General features: G+C 69.8%; 16 protein-coding genes and 2 pseudogenes. 13 read left to right on the top strand and 5 right to left on the bottom strand.

The features are described from left to right. The first annotated feature begins 68 nt into the window (after nt 1-68). From QF034_RS37575 to QF034_RS37565, 3 genes are all read left to right on the top strand, one after another. Nucleotides 69-1,082, top strand: coding sequence for an ABC transporter permease (locus QF034_RS37575; protein WP_307179116.1), 1,014 nt, complete (start codon nt 69-71; stop codon nt 1,080-1,082). After that, nucleotides 1,079-1,912, top strand: coding sequence for an ATP-binding cassette domain-containing protein (locus QF034_RS37570; RefSeq protein ID WP_086560898.1), 834 nt, complete (start codon nt 1,079-1,081; stop codon nt 1,910-1,912). The genes QF034_RS37575 and QF034_RS37570 overlap by 4 nt, the downstream gene beginning before the upstream one ends. A gap of 77 nt (nt 1,913-1,989) precedes the next feature. Beyond that, nucleotides 1,990-3,012, top strand: a complete 1,023-nt coding sequence (locus QF034_RS37565; RefSeq protein ID WP_307179115.1) for a LacI family DNA-binding transcriptional regulator — start codon at nt 1,990-1,992, stop codon at nt 3,010-3,012. 431 nt (nt 3,013-3,443) lie between these two features. On the opposite strand, the pseudogene QF034_RS41660 reads toward QF034_RS37565, so the two are convergent. Continuing rightward, nucleotides 3,444-3,581 (bottom strand): annotated as a pseudogene (locus QF034_RS41660) (TetR/AcrR family transcriptional regulator); the annotation flags it as partial. Nucleotides 3,582-3,717: 136 nt separating this feature from the next. Next, nucleotides 3,718-5,235, bottom strand: a complete 1,518-nt coding sequence (locus QF034_RS37555; protein ID WP_370880986.1) for a non-reducing end alpha-L-arabinofuranosidase family hydrolase — start codon at nt 5,233-5,235, stop codon at nt 3,718-3,720. A gap of 429 nt (nt 5,236-5,664) precedes the next feature. On the opposite strand from QF034_RS37555, the pseudogene QF034_RS41655 reads away from it, so the two are divergent. Then, nucleotides 5,665-6,018, top strand: a pseudogene (locus tag QF034_RS41655) (DUF6805 domain-containing protein); the annotation flags it as partial. 25 nt (nt 6,019-6,043) lie between these two features. Beyond that, nucleotides 6,044-6,199: a hypothetical protein gene (locus QF034_RS37550; RefSeq protein WP_307179112.1), complete on the top strand. Its 156-nt coding sequence runs from the start codon at nt 6,044-6,046 to the stop codon at nt 6,197-6,199. A 19-nt stretch (nt 6,200-6,218) separates the two neighbouring features. Here QF034_RS37550 and QF034_RS37545 read toward each other — a convergent pair whose 3' ends face one another. Then, nucleotides 6,219-6,941 (bottom strand): FadR/GntR family transcriptional regulator, encoded by a 723-nt coding sequence (locus QF034_RS37545; RefSeq protein WP_307179111.1) that lies wholly within the window; start codon nt 6,939-6,941, stop codon nt 6,219-6,221. A 290-nt stretch (nt 6,942-7,231) separates the two neighbouring features. Between QF034_RS37545 and QF034_RS37540 the strand changes: the two genes are divergently transcribed. The 7 genes from QF034_RS37540 (at nt 7,232) to QF034_RS37510 (ending at nt 20,324) form a co-directional block, all read left to right on the top strand. Further along, entirely contained in the window at nt 7,232-9,463 is a 2,232-nt protein-coding gene (locus QF034_RS37540; RefSeq protein ID WP_307179110.1) for an alpha-L-fucosidase, read from the top strand. Nucleotides 9,464-9,483: 20 nt separating this feature from the next. Then, on the top strand, nt 9,484-10,629 hold the full coding sequence (locus QF034_RS37535; protein WP_307179109.1) for an SGNH/GDSL hydrolase family protein: 1,146 nt from the start codon (nt 9,484-9,486) through the stop codon (nt 10,627-10,629). 205 nt (nt 10,630-10,834) lie between these two features. Next, on the top strand, nt 10,835-13,294 hold the full coding sequence (locus QF034_RS37530; RefSeq protein ID WP_307179108.1) for a SpoIIE family protein phosphatase: 2,460 nt from the start codon (nt 10,835-10,837) through the stop codon (nt 13,292-13,294). Nucleotides 13,295-13,519: 225 nt separating this feature from the next. Further along, nucleotides 13,520-14,626, top strand: a complete 1,107-nt coding sequence (locus QF034_RS37525; protein ID WP_307179107.1) for an SGNH/GDSL hydrolase family protein — start codon at nt 13,520-13,522, stop codon at nt 14,624-14,626. Between the two features lie 183 nt (nt 14,627-14,809). After that, entirely contained in the window at nt 14,810-16,945 is a 2,136-nt protein-coding gene (locus QF034_RS37520; RefSeq protein WP_307179106.1) for an alpha-galactosidase, read from the top strand. A 44-nt stretch (nt 16,946-16,989) separates the two neighbouring features. Then, a complete protein-coding gene (locus tag QF034_RS37515; protein WP_307179105.1) occupies nt 16,990-18,510 on the top strand; it encodes a glycoside hydrolase family 43 protein in 1,521 nt (506 codons plus the stop codon). Between the two features lie 104 nt (nt 18,511-18,614). Then, nucleotides 18,615-20,324, top strand: a complete 1,710-nt coding sequence (locus QF034_RS37510; protein ID WP_307180071.1) for a cellulase family glycosylhydrolase — start codon at nt 18,615-18,617, stop codon at nt 20,322-20,324. A gap of 79 nt (nt 20,325-20,403) precedes the next feature. Here the strand turns inward: QF034_RS37510 and QF034_RS37505 are convergent, their stop codons facing one another. Both QF034_RS37505 and QF034_RS37500 read right to left on the bottom strand, forming a co-directional pair. Beyond that, a complete protein-coding gene (locus QF034_RS37505; protein WP_307179104.1) occupies nt 20,404-21,669 on the bottom strand; it encodes a CE1 family esterase in 1,266 nt (421 codons plus the stop codon). A gap of 43 nt (nt 21,670-21,712) precedes the next feature. Then, nucleotides 21,713-23,359 (bottom strand): glycoside hydrolase family 27 protein, encoded by a 1,647-nt coding sequence (locus tag QF034_RS37500; protein WP_307179103.1) that lies wholly within the window; start codon nt 23,357-23,359, stop codon nt 21,713-21,715. A 347-nt stretch (nt 23,360-23,706) separates the two neighbouring features. Between QF034_RS37500 and QF034_RS37495 the strand changes: the two genes are divergently transcribed. Further along, nucleotides 23,707-25,320 carry a glycoside hydrolase family 43 protein gene (locus QF034_RS37495; protein WP_503167809.1) on the top strand — a complete coding sequence of 538 codons (1,614 nt, stop codon included), beginning with the start codon at nt 23,707-23,709 and terminating at the stop codon, nt 25,318-25,320. Nucleotides 25,321-25,339: the final 19 nt, after the last annotated feature.

The raw sequence follows: 25,339 nt of genomic DNA, 5'->3' as shown, positions 1-25,339 counted from the left end.
TCCGAGAAGGACAACTTCCCGTCCGACAAGGACCGGCAAGGACTTCTGTCTTCCGACAAGGACCTCGCATGACTGCCACGTCCACGCCACCCTCCACGTCCACCCCGTACGCCGAGCTCAAAGCACCGACCACGGTCCGCAGACTGCTCACGCAGCCGACCACCGGCCCGCTGGCCGCCCTCCTCCTGGCCTGTGTCTTCTTCTCCGTCTCGACCGACCAGTTCCTCACCGGCGGGAACTTCTCGCTGATCGTGCAGCAGGTCATGGTCGTCGGCACCCTCGCCATCGGCCAGACGCTGATCATCCTCACCGCGGGCATCGACCTGTCCTGCGGAGCGGTGATGGCGTTCGGCAGCATCGTGATCGCCAAGATGGCAGCGGAGGGCTCCCTGCCGCCGCTCGCCGCGATCGCGTTGGGCCTGGTCGTCTGCGCCGGCTTCGGCCTGCTCAACGGCGCGCTGGTGCAGCGGATTCCGCTCCCGCCCTTCATCGTCACCCTCGGCATGCTCAACGTGGCGTTCGCGCTGACCCACATCTACTCCGAGGAGCAGACCGTCACCAACCTGCCCGGCCCGCTGACGGCGCTCGGGCAGACCTTCCCGCTCGGCAAGACCGACATCACCTACGGCTCGCTGGTCACCATCGGCCTGTTCCTGCTCTTCGCGTACGCGCTGAGCAGCACCAGCTGGGGCCGGCACGTCTACGCCCTGGGCAACAGCCCGGAAGCCGCGCGGCTGAACGGCATCCGCACCTCCCGGCTGACCATCGGCGTCTACACCGTGGCCGGTCTGATGTACGGCGTCGCCGCCCTGCTGCTCATCTCCCGCACCGGAGTCGGTGACCCCCAGGCGGGGCAGACCGACAACCTCGACAGCATCACCGCCGTGGTGCTCGGCGGCACCAGCCTCTTCGGCGGACGCGGCTCCGTCCTGGGCACGTTCATCGGCGTCCTCATCGTCGGCGTCTTCCGAAACGGCCTTCAGCTGATGGGCGTCGCCTCCATCTACCAGACCCTCATCACCGGAGTCCTGGTGATCCTCGCGGTGACCGTGGACCAGATCTCCCGGAAGAAGGCCCGATGACCACCACCACTGCGACCCCCGTCCTGCAGGCCCGCGGCCTGGTCAAGCGCTACGGCCACGTCACCGCCATCGACGGCGCCGACTTCGACCTGCTGCCCGGCGAGGTGCTCGCCGTCATCGGCGACAACGGCGCCGGCAAGACCAGCCTCATCAAGGCCCTCACCGGCGCGGTGGTCCCCGACGCGGGCGAGATACGCCTGAACGGCGAGCCCATCACCTTCTCCGGCCCGCAGAGCGCGCGCGCCCACGGCATCGAGACGGTCTATCAGGACCTGGCCGTGGCCGCCTCGATGGACATCGCCTCCAACATGTTCCTCGGCCGCGAACTGCGCCGCCCCGGCATCCTCGGCAGCGCCTTCCGCATGCTCGACAAGAAGCGCATGCGCAAGGAGGCCGCCGAGCACATGGCCGACCTGAAGATCGGGCTGCGCTCGCTGACCCAGTCGGTCGAGACCCTCTCCGGCGGACAGCGGCAGGCCGTCGCGGTGGCCCGGGCCGTGGCCTGGGCCCGCAGTGTCGTCGTCATGGACGAACCCACCGCCGCCCTCGGCGTCAAGGAGTCCGGACAGGTCCTCGACCTCATCCGCCGTGTCCGCGACAAGGGCATGCCGGTCGTCCTGATCAGCCACAACATGCCCCACGTCTTCGAGATCGCCGACCGGATCCACGTCCACCGGCTGGGCCGGCGCGCCGCCGTGATCAAGCCCTCCGACTACTCCATGGCGGAGGTCGTCGCCATCATGACCGGCGCGCTCAGCGTCGACGAGGCCGGAGATACTGTCGTAGCGGATTCCGCTGCGGCGAAGGCCGCCGGAGTCCAGGCCACTTGACAGCTCAACCCCGCTCTCGCATGTTCCGGCCGAGGCCGCGGCCGGAACCCGAGAACACACAGGAGACGGTTTCCTCCATGGCAGCGAGCCGCCGCCCCACCCTTGCCGATGTCGCACAAGAAGTCGGCGTCAGCGCCAAGACAGTCTCGCGCGTCCTCAACGAGGACGGTCCCGTCTCGGCGCAGACGCGGGAACAGGTACTCGCCGCGGTGGCCAAGCTGGGCTTCCAGCCGAACCTGATGGCACGCAACATGCGCGTCGGCGGTCCGGACACCACCATCGGACTGGTCATCCCCGACCTGGGCAACCCCTTCTTCGGGGCCGTGGCCCGCGCCATCGAGGACACGGTCCGCGAACGCGGACTGACCCTGCTCATGGGCTCGTCCGCGGACGACCCCGACCGCGAACGCGCCCTGACGGACAAGTTCCTCGCCCGTCGCGTGAGCATGCTCATCGTGGTGCCGTCCGTCGGCGCCGACCACTCCCACCTCAAGGCCCACCGCTCGGCGGGGCTGCCCGTCGTCTTCCTCGACCGCCCGGGAGCCGGCCTGCCCACGGACAGCATCGTCAGCTCCAACCGTGCCGGGGCCCAGGAAGGCGTCGCCCACCTCATCGCCCACGGGCACCGCCGCATCGGATTCGTCGGCGACCTGCCCGTCAGGCTGTACACCCGCCGCGAGCGCCTCGCCGGATACCGCGCGGCCCTGCAGGAAGCCGGCCTCCCCTACGACCGCTCGCTCGTCGCCAACGCCCACGACCAGCCGGGCGCCGAGGCCGCGACCGCCCGGCTCCTCGAACTGGCCGATCCCCCCACCGCCCTGTTCGCCGGGAACAACATCATGGCGCTCGGCATCGTCGCCCAACTCGCCCGCGGCAAGCGCAAGGACGTGGCAGTCGTCGCCTTCGACGACGTCTCCCTCGCCGAGGCACTCGAACCGGCCCTGACCGTCGTCGCGCAGGACCCCGAAGAACTCGGCCGCAGCGCCGCGGCCACCGCCCTGGCCCGCCTCGACGGCGACCGCTCCCGGGCTCGCACCATCACCGTTCCCACCCGGCTGATCGTCCGGGGCTCGGGGGAGCAGGCCGCGCCCCGCCCCTGAGAGGGGGCATCACCGCCGCCGCGTTCCCCGCGGACGTCCTCGACCGCGACGCGCTCATCCAGGCCCTCAAGGACGCCGCCGTCCGGTTCGACGGCATCGACGTCCTGGAGTACTCCCCGGTCGGGACGTTCGGCACCACCACGCTGACCGCTCCGGCCACCACCGCACCGTCCGATGTGGGGTTCGATATGAACTTCCAGCTCTACGGGGCCATCGCCGCCACCCGGGTGGTGCTGCCCGGGATGCCAGAGGCCGGCGCGGGCAGCATGGCCTTGTAAAGGGGTTCGTGCCCGGGTGAGGCGGGCAGGGGGCCGCGCGCCGGGGCCTCGAAAGGACTGGATGAGCAGGGCGACGACGCGTCGCCAGGCATCCGGGGCGGCCGCGTTGGCCATGTGGACCAGGACCAGGTCCGAGGGGTCGAAGTCCTCGCGCCGCCGACCGATGGCCTTGGCGCGGTCGATGAGGCGCAGCATGGCCTCGCACGCCTCGTCGCGGCGCTGCTCCAGGGCCTTGGCGGTGGGGAAGGTCATGGTCAGGACGTCGGCGAAGCCGTGGTCGGCGGCCTGCATCGCACAGGCGGCCTCGATGTAACCGACGAAACCGTGCCAGGGGTCCGGGTCGTCCAGGGCGGCCGCGACCGCGCTGAACAAGCATCCCCGCACCCCGCCGGGTGAGTGGCCCGGCGGGGTGCGGGGATGCGGGCGGTCAGCAGGGGGAGTTGGTCTGCGTGAGCAGGCCCATCCGCCAGGGCTTGGTGAGGTAGTCGCCGTCGGCTTTGGGATCTATGCCCTGGTAGACGTACTGCAGTCGGCAGGGATTGATGGTCAGGGTCTGGTCGTTGCCGGCGCGGACCATCTCGCCGTGGCTGATGTCCTCCGTCCAGACGCCGCCGGGGAAGGTGACGTTGTCACGGCCGGCGAAGGGCTGGTTCTCCGTGGCGGCCAGGGGCGTCCAGTTACCGGTGAGGCTGGTGGCGGTGAAGGCCTTGAAGTAGCGTCGCCATGTGGTGTTGTTGATGGCCTCCTGGAGCAGCAGGTACTGGTTGCTGCCGGCGACCTTGTACACATTGGTCGCCTCGAACAGGTTGTTCTTGGTGTCCGACATCACCAACTGCGTGTTTCCGAATCCGTTCGGGAAGTTCGCCAGGCTGGTCTGGGCGCGGTAGATGTGGCCGTTGTCGTCACTGAAGAACAGGTGGCAGTTGGTGGTGTCGCAGATGACCCAGAAGTCGATCCACGTGCCGTCGCCCTTGTTGTCCTTGACGATCTGCGGCTCCTCGGACATGAGGAGGCGCGGCGCGGACCAGGAGTGCGGGTCGGCGGGGTTGGTGCTGGTGGAGTAGGTGGGCGGACCGGTCTGATAGACCATGTACCACAGGTTCTGCGGCGCGTTGTAGAACACCTGGGGCGCGGCCCGGTAGTTGCCGCCTATGGGCGTGGTCTCGTCGAGGTAGGTGTGCGGTGCAGACGCTGCCTGGGACCAGTCGGAGAAGCTGAACTGCGCCAGACCCCAGTAGGAGGTGGGGCTGGCGGTGGTCGCGAAGACCAGCCACTGGTTGTTGTACCGCACGACGGAGAAGTCCTTGATCGCCGCCACATCGGGGTGCCGGGCGTCCGGCTTCGGACCGGCCAGGACGCCGCTGGAGGACCACCGGAACGTCGAGGGCAGCGCACCGCCGCCGCTGTCGACGCGGACCAGCTGCCATTGCTGGTTGGCCCCGCCCCAGTCGGTGAACTGCACGACCTTGGCACCGTCGTCGGTCGAGGCGTTCTGGACCTCGACGGCCTTGCCGCTATTGCGGTTGATCAGCCGGACGTAACCGTCCGCGGAATCGGCCAGCCGGAACTGCTGGTTGACGCCGCCCGCATCGCCCCACTGCACGATGTCAGCGTGATCGGCGCCGGAGAAGTTGTAGACGTCCAGCACCTTGCCCGAGTGCTGCGCCTTCACCCGGTAGTAGCCGCCGCCCGAGTCGACGAACTGGAAGCGCTGGTTGGCGCCGTCGTGACGGGTCCACTGCGACAGGGCCGCCCCGTCGGCGGTGCTCCCTCCCGACACGTCGAGCGCCTTGCCGCTGCCTCGGTTGACCAGCACGTACCACGCGTTCGTATCCACCGTGGCCGCCTGCGCCGTCCCAGCGGCACCGAGTCCGGTCAGGAGCGCGGCCATCAAGGCAGTCACGGCGGCGAGCACTCCCGTACGTCTCCCGCATGCCCTGAGCATGCCCTTCATCTGTCTCTCCTTTGCCGGGGCTGCTGCAGGACAGTAGGCATGCGGCATGCCCTCGTCAATGGCTACCCGGGGTAATACATCCCATGACATGCGATCTCGCGACCGAACCCACGCCTCAACTCCTGCGCGCATGAAGGATTCCTGTCCCACCCGTGGACAGGTCCCCCGCGCTTACCCCCTAATACATCCTATGTTTTTGCGCTCCGAACCGATCAGTCGCCGCGTGCACGACGCTTTCCGCTCGGGTGTGCAGCACGGTGAAGGGGCAGGGCCGCCGCGTCCTGGCATCCTTGCGTCTTCGCCGAACCCTGACGCCCCTCCCCACGAAAGACGGGAAAGCCATGCACTCCGTACGTCCTTGCGCGGGCGACACGACCTCGCCCGCGCCGGCCCTGGTCGCGCTCCCCGACCGCGGGATCCATGACACCGCTCCCGCCGATGCGTGGACCGACGGCTTCCTCACCGGCAACGGCGAATACGGGGCCGTGGTGTACGGGGACCCTCGTCCCGTTCGCCGGCCTCCACGAAACCCCGTATCACCTCTACTTCCCCCTGGCGGAACCGGAGCGGCTCCAGGAGCGGCGGGCGGAGCTGCGCGCGGCCGACGAGGCGGTACTCGCGCTGCGCGACCGCACCGTCGGCGCCGTTGCCGCCGGCGAGCAACAGCCGGAAAGCGACCACCGGTTCGAGGGGCAGGACACGTGGTCGGGACTCACCGACGGGCTGACGTGGCGGGCCGCGACGGGCTGGTGGTCCTACCGCCTGACGGGCCCGGACGGCACCGCCACCGGCCCTGCAGGTGACCCACCTCCGCGACGGGAGCGCCGGATCGACGCGTGTGCTGGTCGACGGCCGGCTGGACGCACACCGTCGTGCCGGGACCGCCGGGATCCGGTTCGAAGCGGTGGGCTCCGCGACCACGATCCGGCTGCGCGACGTGCGCCTGGTGCGCTGAGGCTACCGCCGCCCGCCCCTCAGTTCCGCTCGGTCGTTCCGACGGGGAGCGGTTCGCTGGAGTGCAGGTGTTCCCTCAGCCACTGCTCGGTGTTGCTGACGTGGAGCAGCGCGGCGGCCTGGCTGAGGGCGGCGTCACGAGTGGACAGCGCCTTGAAGATCGCCTCGTGCTCGGCGAGGGTGCGGCCCGCCGCCTTGTCGTCGACCAGACCGCGCCAGATGCGGGCGCGCAGGGTGCGGCCGGAGATCCCTTCCAGGAGGGTGAGGAGGCTCTCGTTGCCCGTGGCCGAGACGACCGCGCGGTGGAAGGCGGCGTCGTGGGCGTTGAGCTGTTCGACGTCGTCGCGGGCCTCGCGCATGGCCTCCAGGTGCCCCTTCACCTCGGCCAGTTGGGCGTCGGAGATCCGGGTCGCGGCAAGGGCCGTGGCGACGGGTTCCAGGAGCCGCCGTACCTCCATGAGGTCCTGCAGGGCGACCGAGTCGCCCTGCAGCAGTTCCACCGCGCCGCCGAGACCCTCCAGCAGCAGGCTCGGCTGCAGGCTGGTCACGTACGTGCCGTCGCCCCGCCGGACCTCCAGGACCCGCGCGACGGCCAGCGCCTTGACCGCTTCGCGGGCGAGGTTGCGGGACAGGCCCAGCTGGGCGGCGAGGTCCGGCTCCGGAGGGAGCTTGGAGCCCGGGGGCAGGGCACCGGTCCGGATCAGCTCACGGATCTGCTCGATGGCCTTGTCCGTCAGAGACACCGCTCGTCCCTCCCCCCCACCGTGCCCGTGAGCACGTCCGACCTGATCAGCGTGACGTCGATGATACTGGGACGCGGATGCGGGACGGCGATCACCCGGACATGAAGCACTGCAAGACATGCCATGTCTGGTGATCGAAATGCACGCCGGTTCAGGGCAAACCGGTCAACTAACCTGAAGAAACGGCCACTTTCATCCCTGCACGCTGGTTGACATCCCATGGCGACATGACCGACCTTCATGCGTGGTCCTGCATTCCCCCCTGCCCCTTCCGCATCAGGGATGTGTCCATGTCGAGCTCGATCAACAGACGCCAGTTCGTGGCCGGTGCAACCTGCGTGGCCGCGGCGACCGTTGCCGGAGATGTGTTCGGTGCGTCAGTCGCCGAGGCGGCGCCCGGCACGTACACGCCCGACTGGGACTCGGTCGACCAGCATCCGCCGGCCCCGGAGTGGTTCCAGGACGCGAAGTTCGGGATCTACTTCCACTGGGGCGCCTTCAGCGTCCCCGCCTTCGACAACGAGTGGTACCCGCGCAGCATGTACCAGGCCGGGAGCTCGCCCAACAAGCACCACATCGCGACCTACGGCCAGCCGTCGGCGTGGCCCTACCACAACTTCATCAACGGAGCGAAGGACCTGGCGGGCAACGCCGTGAAGTTCGCGCCGAAGCTGAAGTCGGCCGGCGGGAAGTTCGACCCCGACGAGTGGGTGCAGCTGTTCGTCGACGCCGGTGCCAGGTTCGCCGGCCCGGTCGCCGAGCACCACGACGGCTTCTCCATGTGGGACAGCCAGGTCAACGAGTGGAACTCGGTGAAGAAGGGCCCTGGTCTCGATCTGCTGCGGCTGTTCTCCACGGCCATCCGCGCCAAGGGCCTGAAGCTGCTGGTGGCCATGCACCACGCTTACAACTTCACCGGCTTCTACGAGTACGCCCCCGCCCAGACGGACCCCAGCCTCAAGAAGCTCTACGGGCAGTTGGGGCCGGCCGCCCAGAACCAGCTCTGGTTCGACAAGCTCAAGGAGGTCGTCGACCGCGCCCGGCCCGACATCCTGTGGCAGGACTTCAATCTGGACGCCGTCGACGAGAAACAGCGCCTGAACTTCCTGGCGTACTACTACAACCAGGCCAACAGCTGGGGCCGTGAAGTCGTCGCCACCTACAAGGACGGCATGAACGGCAAGGGCGAGGTCTTCGACTACGAACGCGGCGGCCCGGCCGATCTCACCACCCCCTACTGGCTGACCGACGACAGCATCTCCAGCAGCAGCTGGTGCTACACGCAGGGCATCGGCTACTACACCACCCAGCAGATGCTGCACTCGTTCATCGACCGGGTCAGCAAGAACGGCAACGTGCTGCTGAACATCGCGCCGATGGCCGACGGCACCATCCCCCAGGCGCAGAAGGACATCCTGCTCGGTATCGGGGACCACCTGAAGCGCTTCGGCGAGTCGGTGTACGCGACCCGCGCCTGGACGGCGTACGGCGAGGGCCCGACGAAGATGGGCGGCGGCTCGTTCACCACCCCGCACGCCGGTACCGCACAGGACATCCGCTTCACCCGCAACAAGGCGAACAACGTCCTGTACGCCACCGTCCTGGGCTGGCCCGGCAGCTCGCTGACCATCAAGACTCTCGGCTCGGACCGGATCAACCTCTCCTCGCTGACCTCGGTGAAGCTCCTCGGCACCACCGCCGGGACCTACATCGACCTCCCCGCGCCGGCCCAGAGCGCCTCGGGCCTCAGGGTCACCCTGCCGTCGTCGGCGCCGTACAGCGCGGGCGCCTACGTCCTGAGGCTCGAATTCTCCGGCAGGATCCCCGGCCTGCGGCCGCTCGCCGGCGCCGTCGCCTTCACGGACGTCGACTACACCGGCGGCTCCGCCGTCCTCACCGTCGGCGACTACACCGCGGCCGACCTGTCCGCGGCCGGACCGGGCCCGCGCACCCTCTCCTCCCTCCGGCCGGCCCCCGGGTACCGGGTGATCGGCTACTCCGGAGACAACTTCACCGGTACCTCCTGGACCTTCGCCGCCGACAACCCCGACCTCAGGGTCACCGGCAACAACGACCAGATCACCTCACTGAGGGTCCAGTTCAACCCGGCGGCGTACTTCCGGATCACCAACGCCACCAACGGCCTCGCCCTGGACAGCGGGGGCGACGTCGCCTCCGGCTCCGACCTCAAGCAGTGGACCTGGGACGGCAGTCCGAACCTGCAGTGGCATGCGGAGGCTGTCGGAGGCGGCTACTACCGGCTGGTCAACCGCACGAACGGCATGGTCGCCGACGGCTGGGGCGCCACCGCCGACGGCTCCGCCGCCCGGCAGGCCCCCTGGAACGGCGGCACCAACCAGCAGTGGACCATCACCCACCGGGGCGGCGACCGCTATTCGATCGCCAACCGCACTACCGGCCTGGTCCTCGACGGCGGCGGCAACGTCGCCTCGGGCTCCATCACCAAGCAGTGGACCTATGGCAACAGCACCAACCTGCTGTGGACCTTCACCGCGCTGTAACCCGTGGAGCAGGAGATGGCATGTATCTGACATTCAAGGTGTCGAGGCAGGCAGGCAGGAGGCGTACGGGAGTGCTCGCCGCGGTGACCGCCATGACGGCGGCGCTCCTGACCGGTACCGGTACCGCCAGGACGGCGCAGGCGGCCATGGTGGACACGAACGCGGGGAACGTGCTGGAACAGGTGCACACCGCCGGGCGGGTCAAGGACGCCGGAAACACCGTGCAGTACAGCTGGCCCGGCGTGTACTTCGAGGGCCGCGTCAGGGGCACCGGCGTGGGCATCGTACTCGGCGACTCGGCCGCCGACTACGACGTCCAGGTCGACGGGACCACCGTCGCCACACTCGTCACGCCCGGCAACACCACGCACTGGATCAACGGGCTGCAGAACCGTGAGCACACCGTCCGGCTCGTCAAGCGCAACGACAGCCCGGGGAGCACCAGTACCTTCGGGGGCTTCAGGGCCGCGCCGGGCGGTGCGGTCCTGAGCAGACCGGCGGCCCGCAACCGCCAGATCGAGTTCATCGGTGACTCCCTCACGGTGGGCTACGGCAACCTCTCGACGTCCCGCGACTGCACCTCTGACCAGGTCAAACGGACCACCGACACCGACCTGAGCTACGGCGCCCTCACCGCCCGGCGACTGAACGCCGACTACCAGATCAACGGCTATTCGGGCCTCGGCATGGTGCGCAACTACAACGGAGGCTCGCCGGACGTCACGTACCGGACCTTCTACGACCGTGCCCTGCTGAACGTGTCCGGCGACGTCTGGCAGAACCCGGGCACGTGGCGCCCTCAGCTCGTGGTGGTCAACCTCGGCACCAACGACTTCTCGACCGCCGTCAACCCCGGTGAGCCGTGGACGCCCGAAAGCCTCGCTGCCGCCTACCGCGGCGCCTACGGCGACTTCCTCAAGAAACTGCGGACGCGCTACGGGACCGGCACGACCATCGTGGCCGTCGGCACCGGCCAGTTCGCCGGGCAGGTCCAGCAGGTGGTCAAGGCGCGCAACGACGCCGGCGACGGCGGGGTCCGCTACTGGTTCCTCGACAGTTCGGATCTGGACTTCCTCGGCTGCCACTGGCACTACTCGGCCCGCGACGACCGGGTCGTCTCCGACCGGCTCACCTCGTTCATCGCCGGACTGCCGATGAACTGGTGACGGCACCGACCGCCCGGGAGCACCACAGATCCGGCTGCGAGTTGTCCGAGCGGGGCAGGCGCCGGCCCCGCTCAGCCACGCCCCCGGCGGTCCGGCACACCCCGGCCGGGGCGCCGTGGAACAGAGGCCGACTTAATCTGGAAGCTGCGGCTGGAAACCAGTCCTGACGGGCCCAGGTGTCCGGACGGAGGCGAGGCGCGTGGACATGGCCGGCAAGCAGGACGCCCGGGCTGCCGCGCTTGTGGTGGGCCCGGACGGCGTGGTGAGCGGCTGGAGCGAGAGCGGGCGGCTGCTTCTGGGCTGGACGGCGAAGGAGGCCGTCGGGCGCCCCGTGACCGACCTGCTGGCCGCTCCCCCGCCACCCGGCTTCCCCGAGAGCTCCGGCAGCGGCCCCGACCACACGGCGCTCATCCCCCTGCGCCACCGGGACGGCTCCACGGTGGACGCTCTGGTGTCGGCTCACCCGCTGTTCGGCGCCGACGGCCGGGCGCTGGGCCATGCGGTGACCGTCCAGCGCTGGGAACGCCGCCCGGTGATCGCCGACCTGGCCTTCGAGCAGAGCCCCTTCGCTCTGGGCGTCTACGACCCTGAGCTGCGGTTTCTGTGGATCAACGCATCCTCGGGGCGGGTGATCGCGCACTCCGAGGAGCAAGTGCTCGGTAAGAAGTACCGCGAGCTGTTTCCCGAATTCGACCGCGAACTGTTCCCCGAGAGGGACGACAAGCCCTACACCGACCAGCTCTCCGAAGTGGCGAGGACGGGCAAGCCCGCACGTCTCATCACCGTCTTCCAGCCGCTCGGCAGTAACTACGCCAACGCCTGGGCCACCAGCATCTGGCCCGTCCGGGATGCCGAGGGCAGGGTCCGCGCGGTCGCCAACTGGGGATTCGACATGAGCGCGGAGTACTGGGCCAGGCAGCGCCTGCTCATGCTCAACGAGGCCAGCCGCGGCATCGGCCGGACACTCGACGTGATCGGCACCGCCCAGGAACTGGCCAGGACCTCCGTGCCAGGATTCGTCGACTTCGTCACCGTGGATCTCTTCGACGAGGTGCTGCGCGGAGAGGAACCGCCTCTTTCCCCCGCCTCCGGTTCCGGCTCGGGCGAAGCCATCGCGCTGAGCCGCGCCGCCACTCACCGCGCGAAGGACGACACCGACCGGGCTCCCGGGCCCCCGGTGCCGGTCAGTCACGCTCCCGCTTCCGTCGCCGTCCGCTGCATGGCCACCGGCAGGTCCACGGTCGAGCTCGCCACCGAACCGGGCGAGGGCGGCGAATGGGCCTTCGGGCCCGGGCTCGCCGCCGACCCGGCCCACTGGCCGCCGGGCAACCCGTTGATCGACGAGTCGATCGCCGCGGAGGGGCTGACCGGCCGGATCACCGTGCCGCTCCGGGCCCGCGGCGCGCTGCTCGGCGTGGTCGCGTTCTCCCGCAGCGACCGGCCCGAGGCCTTCACCGCCGACGACCTGATCCTCGCCGAAGAGCTGACCGCCAAGGCAGCCGTCGCCATCGACAACGCCCGCCGGTACTCGCGCGAGCGCACGACCGCACTGACGCTGCAGCGCAGTCTGCTGCTGCAGCGGCTGCCCAGCCAGGAGGCGCTCGAGGTGGCCTCCCGCTACCTGCCCGCCGGAACCGGCGCCGAAGTGGGTGGTGACTGGTTCGACGTCATTCCGCTCTCCGGCGCGCGGGTCGCCCTGGTCGTCGGCGATGTGGTCGGTCACGGGCTGCACGCCTCGGCCAGCATGGGCCGGTTGCGCACGGCGGTCCGCACGCTCGCCGACGTGGACCTGCCGCCGGACGAGCTGCTGACCCACCTGGACGACCTGGTCATCCACCTCGCCAGCGACCTCCAGCCCGCCGGCCACTTCCAGCCGACCGGCGAGTTCGGGGCCACCTGCCTGTACACCGTCTACGACCCGGTCTCCCGCCGCTTCACGATGGCGAGCGCAGGGCATCCGCTGCCGCTGATCATCTCCCCGGACGGCACCAGGACCCCGGCGCGCGCGCAGCCGGGACCACCGCTCGGCATCGGTGGGCTGCCGTTCGAGGCCACCGAACTCGGGCTGCCCGAGGGCAGCCTGCTCGCCCTCTACACGGACGGACTGGTGGAGAGCCGTGAGCGCGACGTCGACCAGGGGGTCGCCGAGCTGCTGCGGGTCCTGAACCACTCGGTGACCTCGCTGGAGGGCCTCTGCGACACGGTGATGGACGCCCTGCTTCCCGAACGCCGCACCGACGACGCCGCCCTGCTGGTCGCTCGCACACGCGCGCTGGATCCCCAGCATGTCGCCGACTGGGACGTCGTACCCGATCCCGCACAGGTGCCTCGCGCCAGGAAGTTCGCCCTGGAGCAGCTGGATGCCTGGGGCCTGGAGGAGGCGTCGTTCGTCACCGAACTCGTGGTCAGCGAACTGGTCACCAACGCCATCAGGTACGGCGAGCCCCCGATCATGCTGCGGCTGATTCGCGACTCCTCCCTGATCTGCGAGGTCTCCGACGCCAGCAACACCGCCCCGCACCTGCGCCGGGCGCGCGCCTTCGACGAGGGCGGCCGGGGCCTGCTGCTCGTCGCCCAGCTCACCCAGGGGTGGGGCACCCGGCACACCACCGACGGCAAGACGATCTGGTGCGCGCAGACCCTTGGTGAGCCACAGCCGCGCTGATACATGGGATGTTAAGGGGTCAGCGTCGGTGAGGTAGAGGGTGCCGAACACCCCCCGACGGCAGGGACGTTGGGACGAAACCGGGCAGAACTCGCCTCTGTACCTCCGATCTCTGAATCTCGCAGCCATGGGATGTCCAGACAGGGATGCTGCGTGATATCTGTACGAGTGCGCTCAAGGGGCCTGGCCAGGACTGAGCAATCACTCGCAGAAGAGGACTCCTTCATGAGACAGCCTTGGCTTCTTCCCCTGCTCACGCTTGTCGCCGCCGCGCTCGGGCTGACGGCGGCTGGTGCGGCCCCTGCCTCCGCCGCCTCGAACACACCCTTGCGGGTGATGCCGTTGGGCGACTCGATCACGTGGGGCGTCGGAAGCAGTACGGGCAACGGCTACCGGGCTCCGTTGTGGAACCAGCTTGCGGCGGACGGCCATCCGCTGGACTTCGTCGGCACGGGGCGGGGCGGTTCGATGTCCGACCCCGACAACGAGGGCCACTCCGGGTACAAGATCCACCAGATCGCCGCCCTCGCCGACGCCTCGCTGACCCGCTACCGGCCCAACGTCGTGACGCTGATGATCGGCACCAACGACCTCAACGAGAGCTACCAGGTCTCCACCGCCACCGCCCGGCTGAAGTCGCTGGTCGACCAGGTCACCGCCGCGGCCCCCGACGCGACCGTCCTCGTGGCTTCCCTGGTCGTGTCCACCAGCGGCTCGGAGGAGCAGTACCGTGCCGCGTACAACCAGGCGATCCCCCAGATCGTGAGGGATGCGCAGTCCGCGGGCAAGCACGTCGCATACGTGGACATGAGCGGCCTGACCACGGCCGACCTGGCCGACGCCCTGCATCCCAATGACGCGGGGTACCAGAAGATGGCCGACGCCTTCCACCGCGGCGTCCGGGCCGCGGACGGCGCCGGGTGGCTGAGGAACCCGGCCCCCGCCCCCGCACGCGTGTCCTCCGGCATCGCCGGCAAGTGCCTGGATGTCAACGGCGCGAGCACCGCCGACGGGGCCGCCGTCCAGATCTGGGGCTGCGGCGACACCGCCAACCAGTTCTGGTCCGCCTACCCCGACGGCACCCTGCGCTCCATGGGCAAGTGCCTCGACGCCGCCGGCTGGGGCACCGCGAACGGCACCAAGGTGCAGACCTGGAGCTGCAACGGCGGCTCCAACCAGGTGTGGCAGCCGTACAACGGCGGCTACCGCAATCCCGCCTCCGGCCGCTGCCTCGACGTTCCGGGCTCCTCCACGGCCGACGGCACGCAACTCCAGCTGTGGGACTGCAACGGCGGCTCCAACCAGAAGTGGACCACTCTGGCCGCCGGATGACCCGCTTCCGCAGGCCCGAGCGGCTTTGTCGAAGCGCTTCGACGATCCCATTCACCCCGGTGGGCATCAGTAAACCAAGCCGTAGCTTGTGTGTTGCGGCAGGGCCCCTTGTTTCGCATGAAAATCGTCCGCTACCTTGCGCGTGGCAGTGAAGCGCTTCGACAGCCGCTGAAGGGGCCGACCATGTCCAAGGAACAAGGGACCTTCCACTGGGGGCACGAGGCCCTTCACGTGGAGATCGTCCTCGATGACGACGGCAGCCCGCGCCTCCGGCATCTCGGGCTGCCCGGCGAGGCGGGCAGCGGCCCCCAGGGGTCCCTGCCTCTGGTGGAGGTGACGGCCGCGGGTCACGGGCGCGGCTGGTCGGGCGGCCGCCTGATCCATACGGATCTCGGCGGACGACTGCGCCACAGGAGCCACCGCGCGACCCGCGACGGCGACTGGCACATCCTGACCGTGCACCTCCACGACCCGGACACCGGGCTGGCCGCGGAGGTGACCTACCGGTCGCCGGACGGCATCCCCGTGCTGCGCGGCGAGGTGATCCTGCGCAACGAAGGGCAGGCCACGCTCCACCTGGAATCGGTCAGCTCGCTCACGGTGGGCTGCCTCACCCCGCCGGACCCGGCGGCCATCGACGCCGCGGACCTGCTGTGGGCGGAGAACGACTGGCTCGCCGAATGCCGCTGGCAGCGACAGCCGATGCGCCGGACCACACCGTCCCTCAGCGGACGCGTGAGCTACGGGCACGGCAAAGCGGGCTTCGCCCTGAACGGGCAGGGCACCTGGTCCAGTTGCGGACACCTGCCGATGGGCGGCGTGACGGACCGGCGTACCGGCCGCACCTGGGTGTGGCAGGTCGAGCACAACGGCGGGGGCTGGCGCTGGGAGTGCGGCGAGCAGGACAAGGCGGCCTACGCGGCGCTGTTCGGCCCCACCGACACCCACCACGGCTGGCGGCACCCCCTTGAGCCCGGCGCCGCCTTCCGCACCGTACCCGCCGCCCTGTCCTTCAGCGCGGACGGCGGCCCCGACGCCGCGTTCGCCGCGCTGACCCGCTACCGCCGCGCCCAGCGGCGCCCGCACTCCGACCACCAGCGCCTGCCCGTCATCTTCAACGACTACATGAACTGCCTGATGGGCGACCCCACGACCGAGAAGCTGCTCCCCCACATCGATGCGGCGGCCGACGCGGGCGCGGAGTACTTCGTCATCGACGCCGGCTGGTACGACGACGACAACGGCGGCTGGTGGACCACCGTCGGCGCCTGGGAACCGGCCGCCTCACGCTTCCCCGGGGAGAAGGGGATCCACGAGGTGCTGGACCGCATCCGGGAGCGCGGCATGGTTCCCGGTCTCTGGCTGGAGCCGGAGGTGATCGGCGTCCGCAGCTCCATGGCCGAGTCTCTGCCCGACGAGGCGTTCTTCCGCCGCGACGGCGCCCGCGTCACGGAAGCCGGCCGGCACCACCTGGACCTGCGCCACCCGGCCGCCCGCGCCCACCTGGACCAGGTCGTGGACCGCCTGGTCGGCGAGTGGGGCGTCGGCTACCTCAAGCTCGACCACAACATCGACCCCGGCTCCGGCACCAGCGCCCACCCCGGCGAGACCCCGGGCGCCGGCCTGCTCGGCCACAACCGCGCCCACCTCGACTGGCTCGACGGCATCCTGGACCGCTATCCGCACTTGGTGCTGGAGAACTGCTCCTCCGGCGGCATGCGCTGGGACCACGCCCTGTTGTCCCGGATGCAGCTGCAGTCCACCAGCGACCAGCAGAACCTCCACCTCTACGCGCCCATCGCGGCCTCCGCGCCCACCGCCGTCACCCCCGAACAGGGCGCCGTCTGGGCCTACCCCCAGCCGGAGGACTCCCCCGACGAGGTCGCCTTCACCATGGCGAGCGCGCTCCTCGGACGGATCCATCTCTCCGGCCGCATTCCCGAACTCGCCCCGGACGTCCGTGCTTTGGTCCACGAGGCGGTAGCGGCGTACAAGGCCATCCGCGCCGACCTGCCGCACGCCGTGCCGTGCTGGCCTCTGGGCCTTCCCGCCTGGGACGACCCCTGGATCGCCCTGGCCCTGCGCACTCCCGCCACCACCTACCTCACCGCCTGGCGCCGCCCCGGAACCGACGCCACGGCGACGCTTCAGCTGCCCCACCTGCGGGACACCGCCGCCCGTGTCGACCTGCTCTACCCCTCGGTCAGCCGGGCCGTTTCCGCCTGGATGCCCGGCACGGCCGAGCTGAGCCTGACCCTGCCCACCGCGCCCTCCGCCGTCCTGCTCCGCATCACCCCCACGGACGCCGGCGCTTCCTGAACACCCCACGCCCCCCATCACGAATCGACGAGAGGACCTCTCGGGTGCCCCCTCTGAGCCAGCCGGACGGACGCGTCGCCAACCCCACCAACCCCGTGATCCCCGGCTTCCACCCCGACCCCAGCGTCTGCCGCGTCGGCGACGACTACTACCTGGCCTGCTCCAGCTTCGAGTACTTCCCCGGGGTGCCCCTCTTCCACAGCCGTGACCTGGTGCACTGGACGCAGATCGGCAACGTCCTGGACCGGCCGGAGCAGCTGCGGCTGTCGGACGCGTGGTCCTCCGGCGGGATCTACGCCCCCACCCTGCGCCATCACGACGGCCGCTTCTGGCTGATCGTCACCAACTGCACCGAGGGCGGCGGCAACCTGATCGTCACGGCCACCGACCCCGCCGGGCCGTGGTCGGACCCCATCTGGGCGCCGGGTGTCCCCGGTATCGATCCCGACCTGGTCTGGGACGAGGACGGCACCTGCTGGTGCACGGTCGCCGGGGTCTCGCAGGTCCGTCTCGACCCCTCCAGCGGGCAGACGTACGGGACACCGCACAGACTCTGGTCCGGCGGTCCCGGCGCCAAGGCCCCGGAGGCGCCGCACCTGTACCGGATCGGCGACTACTGGTACCTGCTCATCGCCGAGGGCGGCACCGAGCGCGGCCACGGTGTCTCGATCGCGCGCAGCCGTACGCCCCAGGGCCCGTTCGAGCCGTGCCCGGCCAACCCGGTCCTCACCCATCGCGGCACCGACCACCCCGTCCAGAACACCGGGCACGCCGACCTGGTCCAGGGCCCCGACGGTTCCTGGTGGATGGTGCTGCTCGGCGTCCGGCCCGGCGGCGGTACCCCGGGCTGGCACGTGCTCGGCCGGGAGACCTTCCTGGCCCCCGTGACCTGGGTGGACGACTGGCCGGTCGTCGGCAAGGTCGCTCTGGACCTGCCCGAGCTCCCGTGGCCGCTCTCCCCCGGCCCTGTCGAGGAGCACCGGGACGACTTCGAGCTCGCCGAACTGCGGCCGTACTGGCTCTCCCTGCGGGACCGCCCCGCCGAGCACTGCACCACCAAGGAGCGCCCCGGATGGCTGACGCTCCGCGCGCGGGGTGGCTCCCTGGACGAACCCGACGTGGTGTTCACCGGCCGGCGCCAGCAGCATCTGTCGTGCCGGGCGCGCACGCTGGTCGACGCCGCGGAGGGCAGCGGTGGCCTCGCCGTACGGCTCGACGAGCGGCACCACTACGAGATCGAGGTGTCGGGCACGCAGGTCCAAGTGATCGCGCGCGTCGGCTCGTTGCGCACGGTCGTGGCCGCACAGTCCGTGCCCGCCGGGCCGGTGGTCCTCGCCGTCACGATCACTGACCCGCCGCCGCCGCACGGCCCGTGCACCGGACCCGACGTCGTCTCCCTCGGCGTCGAACAGCCCGACGGCACGTTCACCGAACTCGCGGCCCTCGACGGCCGCTACCTGTCGACCGAGGTCGCCGGCGGCTTCACCGGCCGGGTCATCGGCATGTACGCCGCGGCAGGCACCGTCCACTTCGACTGGTTCGACTACGAGCCCCTCGACGGCTGAACCAGGCCCTTTCCCCCCCGCTCGACCGAAAGGCATGACACGTGGACATACGGCAACCCGCACACCACCGCAGACGCGGCCCCGGCCGCCTGGCCGGCCTGCTGATGGCACTGCTCGTCGTCCTGGGCCTGTCCGGCAGCACCGCGCTCGCCTCGCCCGGCGCCACGGCACAGCAGGCAGGCTCCACGGTCAAGGTTCCGGCCCGCGCCATGGACGCCGTCGCCGCGATGCAGCCCAGCTGGAACCTGGGCAACACCCTGGACGCGATTCCCGACGAGACGTCCTGGGGCAACCCCAAGGCCGGCAGGGAACTGTTCAAGACCCTCCGGGCGGAGGGCTTCCGCAGCGTCCGCATCCCGGTGACCTGGAGCGCACACCAGTCCGCCACCGCGCCCTACGCCGTCGACGACGCGTATGTGAACCGCGTCAAGCAGGTGGTCGACTGGGCGCAGGCCGAGAACCTCTACGTCGTGCTCAACGTCCACCACGACTCATGGCAGTGGATCTCGAAGATCTCCTCCGACCACGACAAGGTGCTCGCCCGCTACGACGCCCTGTGGACCCAGATCTCCGCCGCGTTCCGGGACGAGCCGCGCACCCTGCTCTTCGAGAGCGTCAACGAGCCGGGCTTCGACGACGCCACGGCCGCGCAGAAGACCCAGCTCATGAACGAGCTGAACACCTCGTTCCACAAGATCGTCCGCGCTTCGGGCGGCGGGAACAAGGGCCGCCTGCTCGTCCTGACCACACAGGGCGGCACCCCGTCCCAGGTGCTCATGGACGACCTGTACACCACGATCAAGTCGCTGCACGACAGCAACCTGGTCGCCACCGTGCACTACTACAGCTGGTACCCGTTCAGCGTGAACATCGCGGGCGGCACCCACTACGACGAAGCCGCCCAGAGCGACCTCAACGACGCCTTCGCCCGCATGCGCGACACCTTCGTCGCCAGGGGCATCCCCGTCTACGTCGGTGAGTTGGGCCTGCTCGGCTACCCCGACCACAACCATCCTTCCCGCGTCGAGCGGGGCGAGGCACTGAAGTACTACGAGCACGTCGGACACGCGACGCGGCTCGCCGGAGTCACCACCGCGCTGTGGGACCCCGGAACCTGGGCCTACCTGAACCGGGAGACCCTGAAGTGGACGGACCCCGCGCTGATGGCCTGGATCAAGTCCAGCTGGACCATCCGTTCGGCAACGGCCTCCTTCGACAAGGTCTTCCTGGAGAAGAAGGAGCCGATCACGGCCAAGGGGGTCACCCTGAATCTGAACGGGACCACGTTCCGGGGTCTGTGGCACGGTGAGACCAAGCTGGTCGAGGGACGGGACTACACCCTCTTCGACAAGACGCGGCTCATCCTCTCGGCCGGCGCGCTGACCCGGCTGTCGGGCGACCGCGACTACGGGGTGAACGCCACGCTCCAGGCCCGGTTCTCCCGCGGACTGCCCTGGCAGATCGAGGTGGTCACCTACGACGAGCCGGTGCTGTCCGACGCCACGGGCAACACCGACGCGCTCACGATCCCCACGCAGTACAAGGGTGACGTGCTGGCGGCCATGGAGGCCAGGTACGGCGACGGCAGCAACGCCGGCCCGAAGGACTGGACCGTGTACCAGGAGTTCAACGCGACCTTCTCGCCGGACTACCCGAACGGCGCCATCATCCTGCAGCCCGAGTTCCTGAAGTCGCTGCGCGACGGCGAACTGGTGACCCTGACCTTCAACTTCTACAGCGGCAAGAAGGTCATGTACCACGTCAAGAAGTCCGGGGACTCGGTCACCGGCACTCACGTCCCGCCCATCTCCTGACCGACCCGCCGTCGCCCTGGTTGCCACCTCCCCGGCAACCAGGGCACCGGCGTCTCTGCGCGCCGGAGCGCCTTGCCGGTCAGGTGACGGCGCAGGCGGTGCCGTTGAGGGTGAAGGACCGGGGCGTGGCCGTATCGCCGTTGTGGGCGGCCTGGAATCCGATACCGACCGACGTGCCGGGGGCGATCGTGGTGTTGTGGGACACGTTCCTGGCGGTCACTGTGCCGGAGGCGGGCGAGTAGTCCGCGTTCCAGCCGGAGGTGATGGTCTGCCCGTCGGGCAGGGTGAAGGCCAGGGACCAGCCGTCGATCGCGCTGGTGCCGGTGTTGGTGATGGTGATGTTCGAGGTCATGCCGGTGTTCCAGGCGGTGACGGTGTCCGTGACCCGGCAGGTCGCCGTCCCCGGCGACGGATCGGAGGTCCGGAACTGCGTGAAGAACTTCCACACCTCTGCCGGCAGCCACGTCCTGCCGCTGTCACCCGGGGCTCCGTCCTGCGGCGCGGCGATGTGTCCTTCGTCGAACGCGGCCCAGGCGACCGGATGTCCGGCCGAGCAGCCCGAGTAGGTGGTGATCCGGTGCGTCAGGCTGCCCTGCGCCGGCTCCGGCGGGTTCTGGGCGGTGCAGCCGTTGTTCCTGACGAACCTGTCCCGCATCGCCCGTCCGCCGGAGATGCCGAGGACGTTGTCCCGGAGGCCGTGCACGCCGAGGTAGGCGATGGGCTGGGTGCCACCGCTGCATCCGCTGAGCTGCCCGCCGCTCTGGACCGCGACCGCGCGGAAGACCGTCGCCCGGGAACACGCGAGCGCGTACGACATGGCGGCGCCGTAGCTGAATCCCAGAGCGAAGCGCTGGGTCGTGTCCACGCACAGGTCCGCTTCGATCCGCTTGATCATGTCGTCGACGAAGGTGACGTCTTCCCCGCCGGAGTTGGCCCAGCCGTTGTCGAGGCCTTGGGGCGATATGAAGATGGCGCTGTTGTTCGCCAGCCGCTGGAGCCCGTAGTAGGCCCAGGTGCCCGTTTCCACGGTGCGGCCCGTGGCGACGTCGGTGGAGGTGCCGCCCCACCAGTGGAACCCGAGGACCAGCCGGTAGGCATGGTCGCGGTCATAACCCTCCGGGATCTGCAGGATGAAGCTGCGGTTCTTGCCGTTGCTCCGGATCGTGTGCGTACCGCTCGTCAGGGTGGGGGCCTTGCCGCATCCGGGGCTCGCGGCGGCGGGGCCGGAGGCCGGGCGTGGCGTGTTCTCGCCCTGGCCGGCTCCCAGTGCCGTGCCGCCCAGGCTCAGGACGACCAGCACCGCGACCACGGCGGGCCATGAGAGGGACCTTGCCCTTGTCATCATGCAACTCCCCTTCATGCCAGTCCCCTTCTGAAACAGCGGTCCCTCACGCGCGGGTCCACTTCTGGCCGGCCTGGCCGTTGCAGGTCCACAGGACCAGCGGGGTCCCGTTGGCAGTGCCGGCCCCGTTGAGGTCGAGGCAGAGGCCGGCGTGGGCGTTGCGGATCGTCCCGTCGGAGCCGATGGTCCATTTCTGGTTGTTCTGGCCGTTGCAGGGCCAGGTGATGACCCGGGTGCCGTTGGTGGTGCCCTGGTTGTAGGCGTCGAGGCACTTGTCGCCGAAGACGCGGATCTCGCCGCCGGCCCAGGTGGTCCACAGTTGGTTGGCAGCCGTGTGGCAGTCCCAGAGCAGCACACTGGCTCCGGCGGCGGTGGAGGCGTTGTCGACGTCCATGCAGCGGCCGGAGGCGGTGCCGCGCAGCCGGGAGGTGGTGGCGGCCAGCGGGCTGCCCCCGCTCACGCGGAACACGGCCACGCCGTGCGCGGGGACGCTCGCCGAGATCTGGCCGGAGGTGTTCGACGTACCGCCGGTCCACAGGTCGGTGAGGCTGAACGACCCGCCGGACAGGCCGACTTGCGCCGCTGTCGTGGTGACCGTCGCCGTGCCGCCGCCCCGGTTGAACAGGCCCACCGCGACCGAACCGTCGGACAGGGGTTTGGCGAACACTTCGGTGTTGCCGTCGTCGCGGACCCTGCGCCCGCCCGCACCCAGCGCATCCTGGTTCACCGCGAGCAGGCGGGGGTTGCGCAGGATCGCGCTCACGTCGGCGGACATGGTGCGGATGTCGTTGCCGGCCATGAGCGGTGCGCTCAGAAGTGCCCAGAGGGCGAAGTGGGAGCGGGACTCGGTCAGGGACAGGCCGGGGCGGCCGACGACCAGCATGTCGGGGTCGTTCCAGTGTCCTGGGCCGGACTGCGCTGCCAGCGGTGCGGTGACGTCCAGGACGTTGCCGACGCCCATCGGGTAGCTGTTGGTGTTGCCGTTCTGCCAGATGTCGAGCAGGTCCTCGGTCGTCCGCCACAGGTCGGCGACCTCGCCCCAGTTGTACGTGGCGCCGGTGATGGCGTGGAAGCTGTTGGGGTTGATGCTGTAGACGATCGGCCGCCCGGTGGCACGCAGGGCGTCGCGCATGAGTTTGAAGCGCGCGACCTGCTCGTCACGGGTGCCGCTGGAGGAGCACCAGTCGTACTTGAGGTAGTCGACGCCCCATGAGGCGAAGGTGTTGGCGTCCTGGGTCTCGTGACCCTTGCTGCCCGTCGAGCCGGGATAGGCGCCGCTGGTCTGCGCACAGGTGCGTTCGCCCGGCACCTGGTAGATCCCGAATTTCAGGCCCTTGCTGTGGATGTAGTCCCCGAGGGCCTTCATTCCGCTGGGGAACTTGGTGGGGTTGGCGCGCAGGTTGCCCGCCGCGTCGCGCTGGGGGTCGAACCAGCAGTCGTCGACCACCACGTACCGGTAGCCGGCGTCCTTCATGCCGGAGGACACCATCGCGTCGGCGGCCTGGCGGACCTGAGCCTCGGTGATCCCGCACCCGAAGCTGTTCCAGCTGTTCCAGCCCAGGGGCGGGGTGAGTGCCGGGCTGCCGGGTGCGGCCGAGGCGGTGGAGGAAGCGGAGGCCGTCACCGACGCGGTGATGGTCAGCGCGGCGGCGGCGAGGAGACGGAGCAGTCGTCTGCCTGATCGTCTGGGCACCGTGGGTTCCTTTCGTCGGCAGGTCGGCACGAGACAGGGGATGGCTCCTGCACTGCAGCCCATCTTCGGCAGGTGCATGACATTTCAGGTCATTCGAAATTTCGACCTGCTTTCGATCGTGGACGCCACGGATACTAGGGGGGTGGCCGGGCTTGTCAACTCCGCCGACCGTGCGGGATTCCTCCCGGCACCCTCCGCGCAGACATCGAGTCGGCGAAAATTTCGGAGAGTTGAACGAATCATGCGAGACGTATTGACGGGAGCTCTGAACCTCCTAGCATCCAGGATGCTCATCAGTCGACAACCGTCCGCCATCTCGAACACCGCAGAGGGAGCGACACATGGATATGTCATGCCCTCGTCAACCCATGGGGCGCCGCCGGGTACTGACCACCGGCACCGGCCTGGTCGCCGGTACCCTCCTGCCGCCGGCCGCAGCCTCCCGGACCGCCGCGGCCGCCCCGGCGTACACCAACCCGGTCATCTGGCAGGACTTCGCGGACATCGACGTCATCCGCGTCGGCGCCACCTACTACGCCTCCGCCTCCACGATGCACTACTCGCCGGGCGCCCCTGTCCTGCGTTCGTACGACCTGGTGAACTGGGAGATCGCCGGTCACTCGGTGCCCGTCCTCGACTTCGGCGCCAAGTACGACCTGAACGGCGCCCGTGGCTACGTCCGGGGCATCTGGGCGTCGTCGCTGGCCTACCGGCCGAGCAACAGGACCTTCTACTGGCTCGGCCAGATCGACTTCGCCAGGACGTACGTCTACACCGCCACCGACGTCGAGGGCCCGTGGAACCGGCTCACGACGATCAGCACTCCCTACTACGACGCGGGACTGCTCGTCGACACCGACGACACCCTCTACGTGGCGTACGGGAACACCACCATCAGCGTGGCCCAGCTGTCCCGCGACGGGCGCACCCAGGTCCGCACGCAGCAGGTGTTCAGCACACCGTCGAGCGTCGGCACCCTGGAGGGCTCCCGCTTCTACAAGATCAACGGGCAGTACTACATCTTCCTGACCCGACCGGCCAACGGCCAGTACATCCTGAAGTCGTCCAGCGGCCCCTTCGGCCCCTACACGATGCGGCAGGTCCTGCTCGACCTGCGCGGGCCGATCCCCGGCGGCGGCGTCCCGCACCAGGGCGGGCTGGTCCAGACGCAGAGCGGCGCCTGGTACTACATGGCCTTCGTCGACGCGTACCCCGGCGGCCGGATGCCTGCCCTGGCGCCGGTCACCTGGACTCCGGACGGCTGGCCCGTCGTGCAACTGGTGAACGGCGCCTGGGGCACCTCGTATCCCAGTCCGGCCGTGCCCACTCCGCCCCGCCAGGTCGCCCCCATGACCGGCGTCGACACCTTCGACGGCACGCGCCTCAAGCCGAGGTGGGAGTGGAACCACAACCCGGACAACACCAAGTGGTCCGTCGACAACGGGCTGACCCTGCGGACCGCGACCGTCACCAACGACCTGTACTGGGCTCGCAACACCCTCACGCACCGCATCCAGGGCCCCACCTCCACCGCGACGGCCCTGCTCGACTTCTCGGCGATGCGGGACGGAGACCGGGCCGGACTCGCGCTGCTGCGTGACTCCTCCGCCTGGATCGGCGTCAAGCGCGACGGCGGCGCGACACGGGTGGTGATGGTCAACGGGCTGACCATGGACGGCAACTGGAACACCACCGGCACCGGCACCGAGGTCGCGAGCGCGCCCGTCTCCGGCGGCCGGATCTGGCTGCGCGCGAGCGCGGACATCCGCCCCGGAGCGGCACGCCCCGGCACCTTCTCCTACAGCACCGACGGCACCAACTTCACCCGCCTCGGCCCCTCCTTCTCCATGGGCAACGACTGGCGGTTCTTCATGGGCTACCGATTCGCCCTCTTCAACCACGCCACCAAGGCGCTCGGCGGCGCGGTCCGCGTCCCGCGGTTCGAGCTGTCCACGCCCTGACCCGATCCCACCGATCGCA

The organism is Streptomyces africanus (assembly GCF_030816955.1).
Classification (GTDB): domain Bacteria; phylum Actinomycetota; class Actinomycetes; order Streptomycetales; family Streptomycetaceae; genus Streptomyces; species Streptomyces africanus.
The sequence above is the reverse complement of the archived record's forward strand: the minus strand, read 5'-3'. Positions and strand labels throughout refer to the sequence as shown.

Coding starts and splice junctions, on each gene's coding strand:
- QF034_RS37575 (WP_307179116.1), top strand. CDS start 69: ATGACTGCCACGTCCACGCCACCCTCCACGTCCACCCCGTACGCCGAG.
- QF034_RS37570 (WP_086560898.1), top strand. CDS start 1,079: ATGACCACCACCACTGCGACCCCCGTCCTGCAGGCCCGCGGCCTGGTC.
- QF034_RS37565 (WP_307179115.1), top strand. CDS start 1,990: ATGGCAGCGAGCCGCCGCCCCACCCTTGCCGATGTCGCACAAGAAGTC.
- QF034_RS37555 (WP_370880986.1), bottom strand. CDS start 5,235: ATGCTCAGGGCATGCGGGAGACGTACGGGAGTGCTCGCCGCCGTGACT.
- QF034_RS37540 (WP_307179110.1), top strand. CDS start 7,232: ATGTCGAGCTCGATCAACAGACGCCAGTTCGTGGCCGGTGCAACCTGC.
- QF034_RS37535 (WP_307179109.1), top strand. CDS start 9,484: ATGTATCTGACATTCAAGGTGTCGAGGCAGGCAGGCAGGAGGCGTACG.
- QF034_RS37530 (WP_307179108.1), top strand. CDS start 10,835: ATGGCCGGCAAGCAGGACGCCCGGGCTGCCGCGCTTGTGGTGGGCCCG.
- QF034_RS37525 (WP_307179107.1), top strand. CDS start 13,520: ATGAGACAGCCTTGGCTTCTTCCCCTGCTCACGCTTGTCGCCGCCGCG.
- QF034_RS37520 (WP_307179106.1), top strand. CDS start 14,810: ATGTCCAAGGAACAAGGGACCTTCCACTGGGGGCACGAGGCCCTTCAC.
- QF034_RS37510 (WP_307180071.1), top strand. CDS start 18,615: ATGGCACTGCTCGTCGTCCTGGGCCTGTCCGGCAGCACCGCGCTCGCC.
- QF034_RS37505 (WP_307179104.1), bottom strand. CDS start 21,669: ATGATGACAAGGGCAAGGTCCCTCTCATGGCCCGCCGTGGTCGCGGTG.
- QF034_RS37495 (WP_503167809.1), top strand. CDS start 23,707: ATGTCATGCCCTCGTCAACCCATGGGGCGCCGCCGGGTACTGACCACC.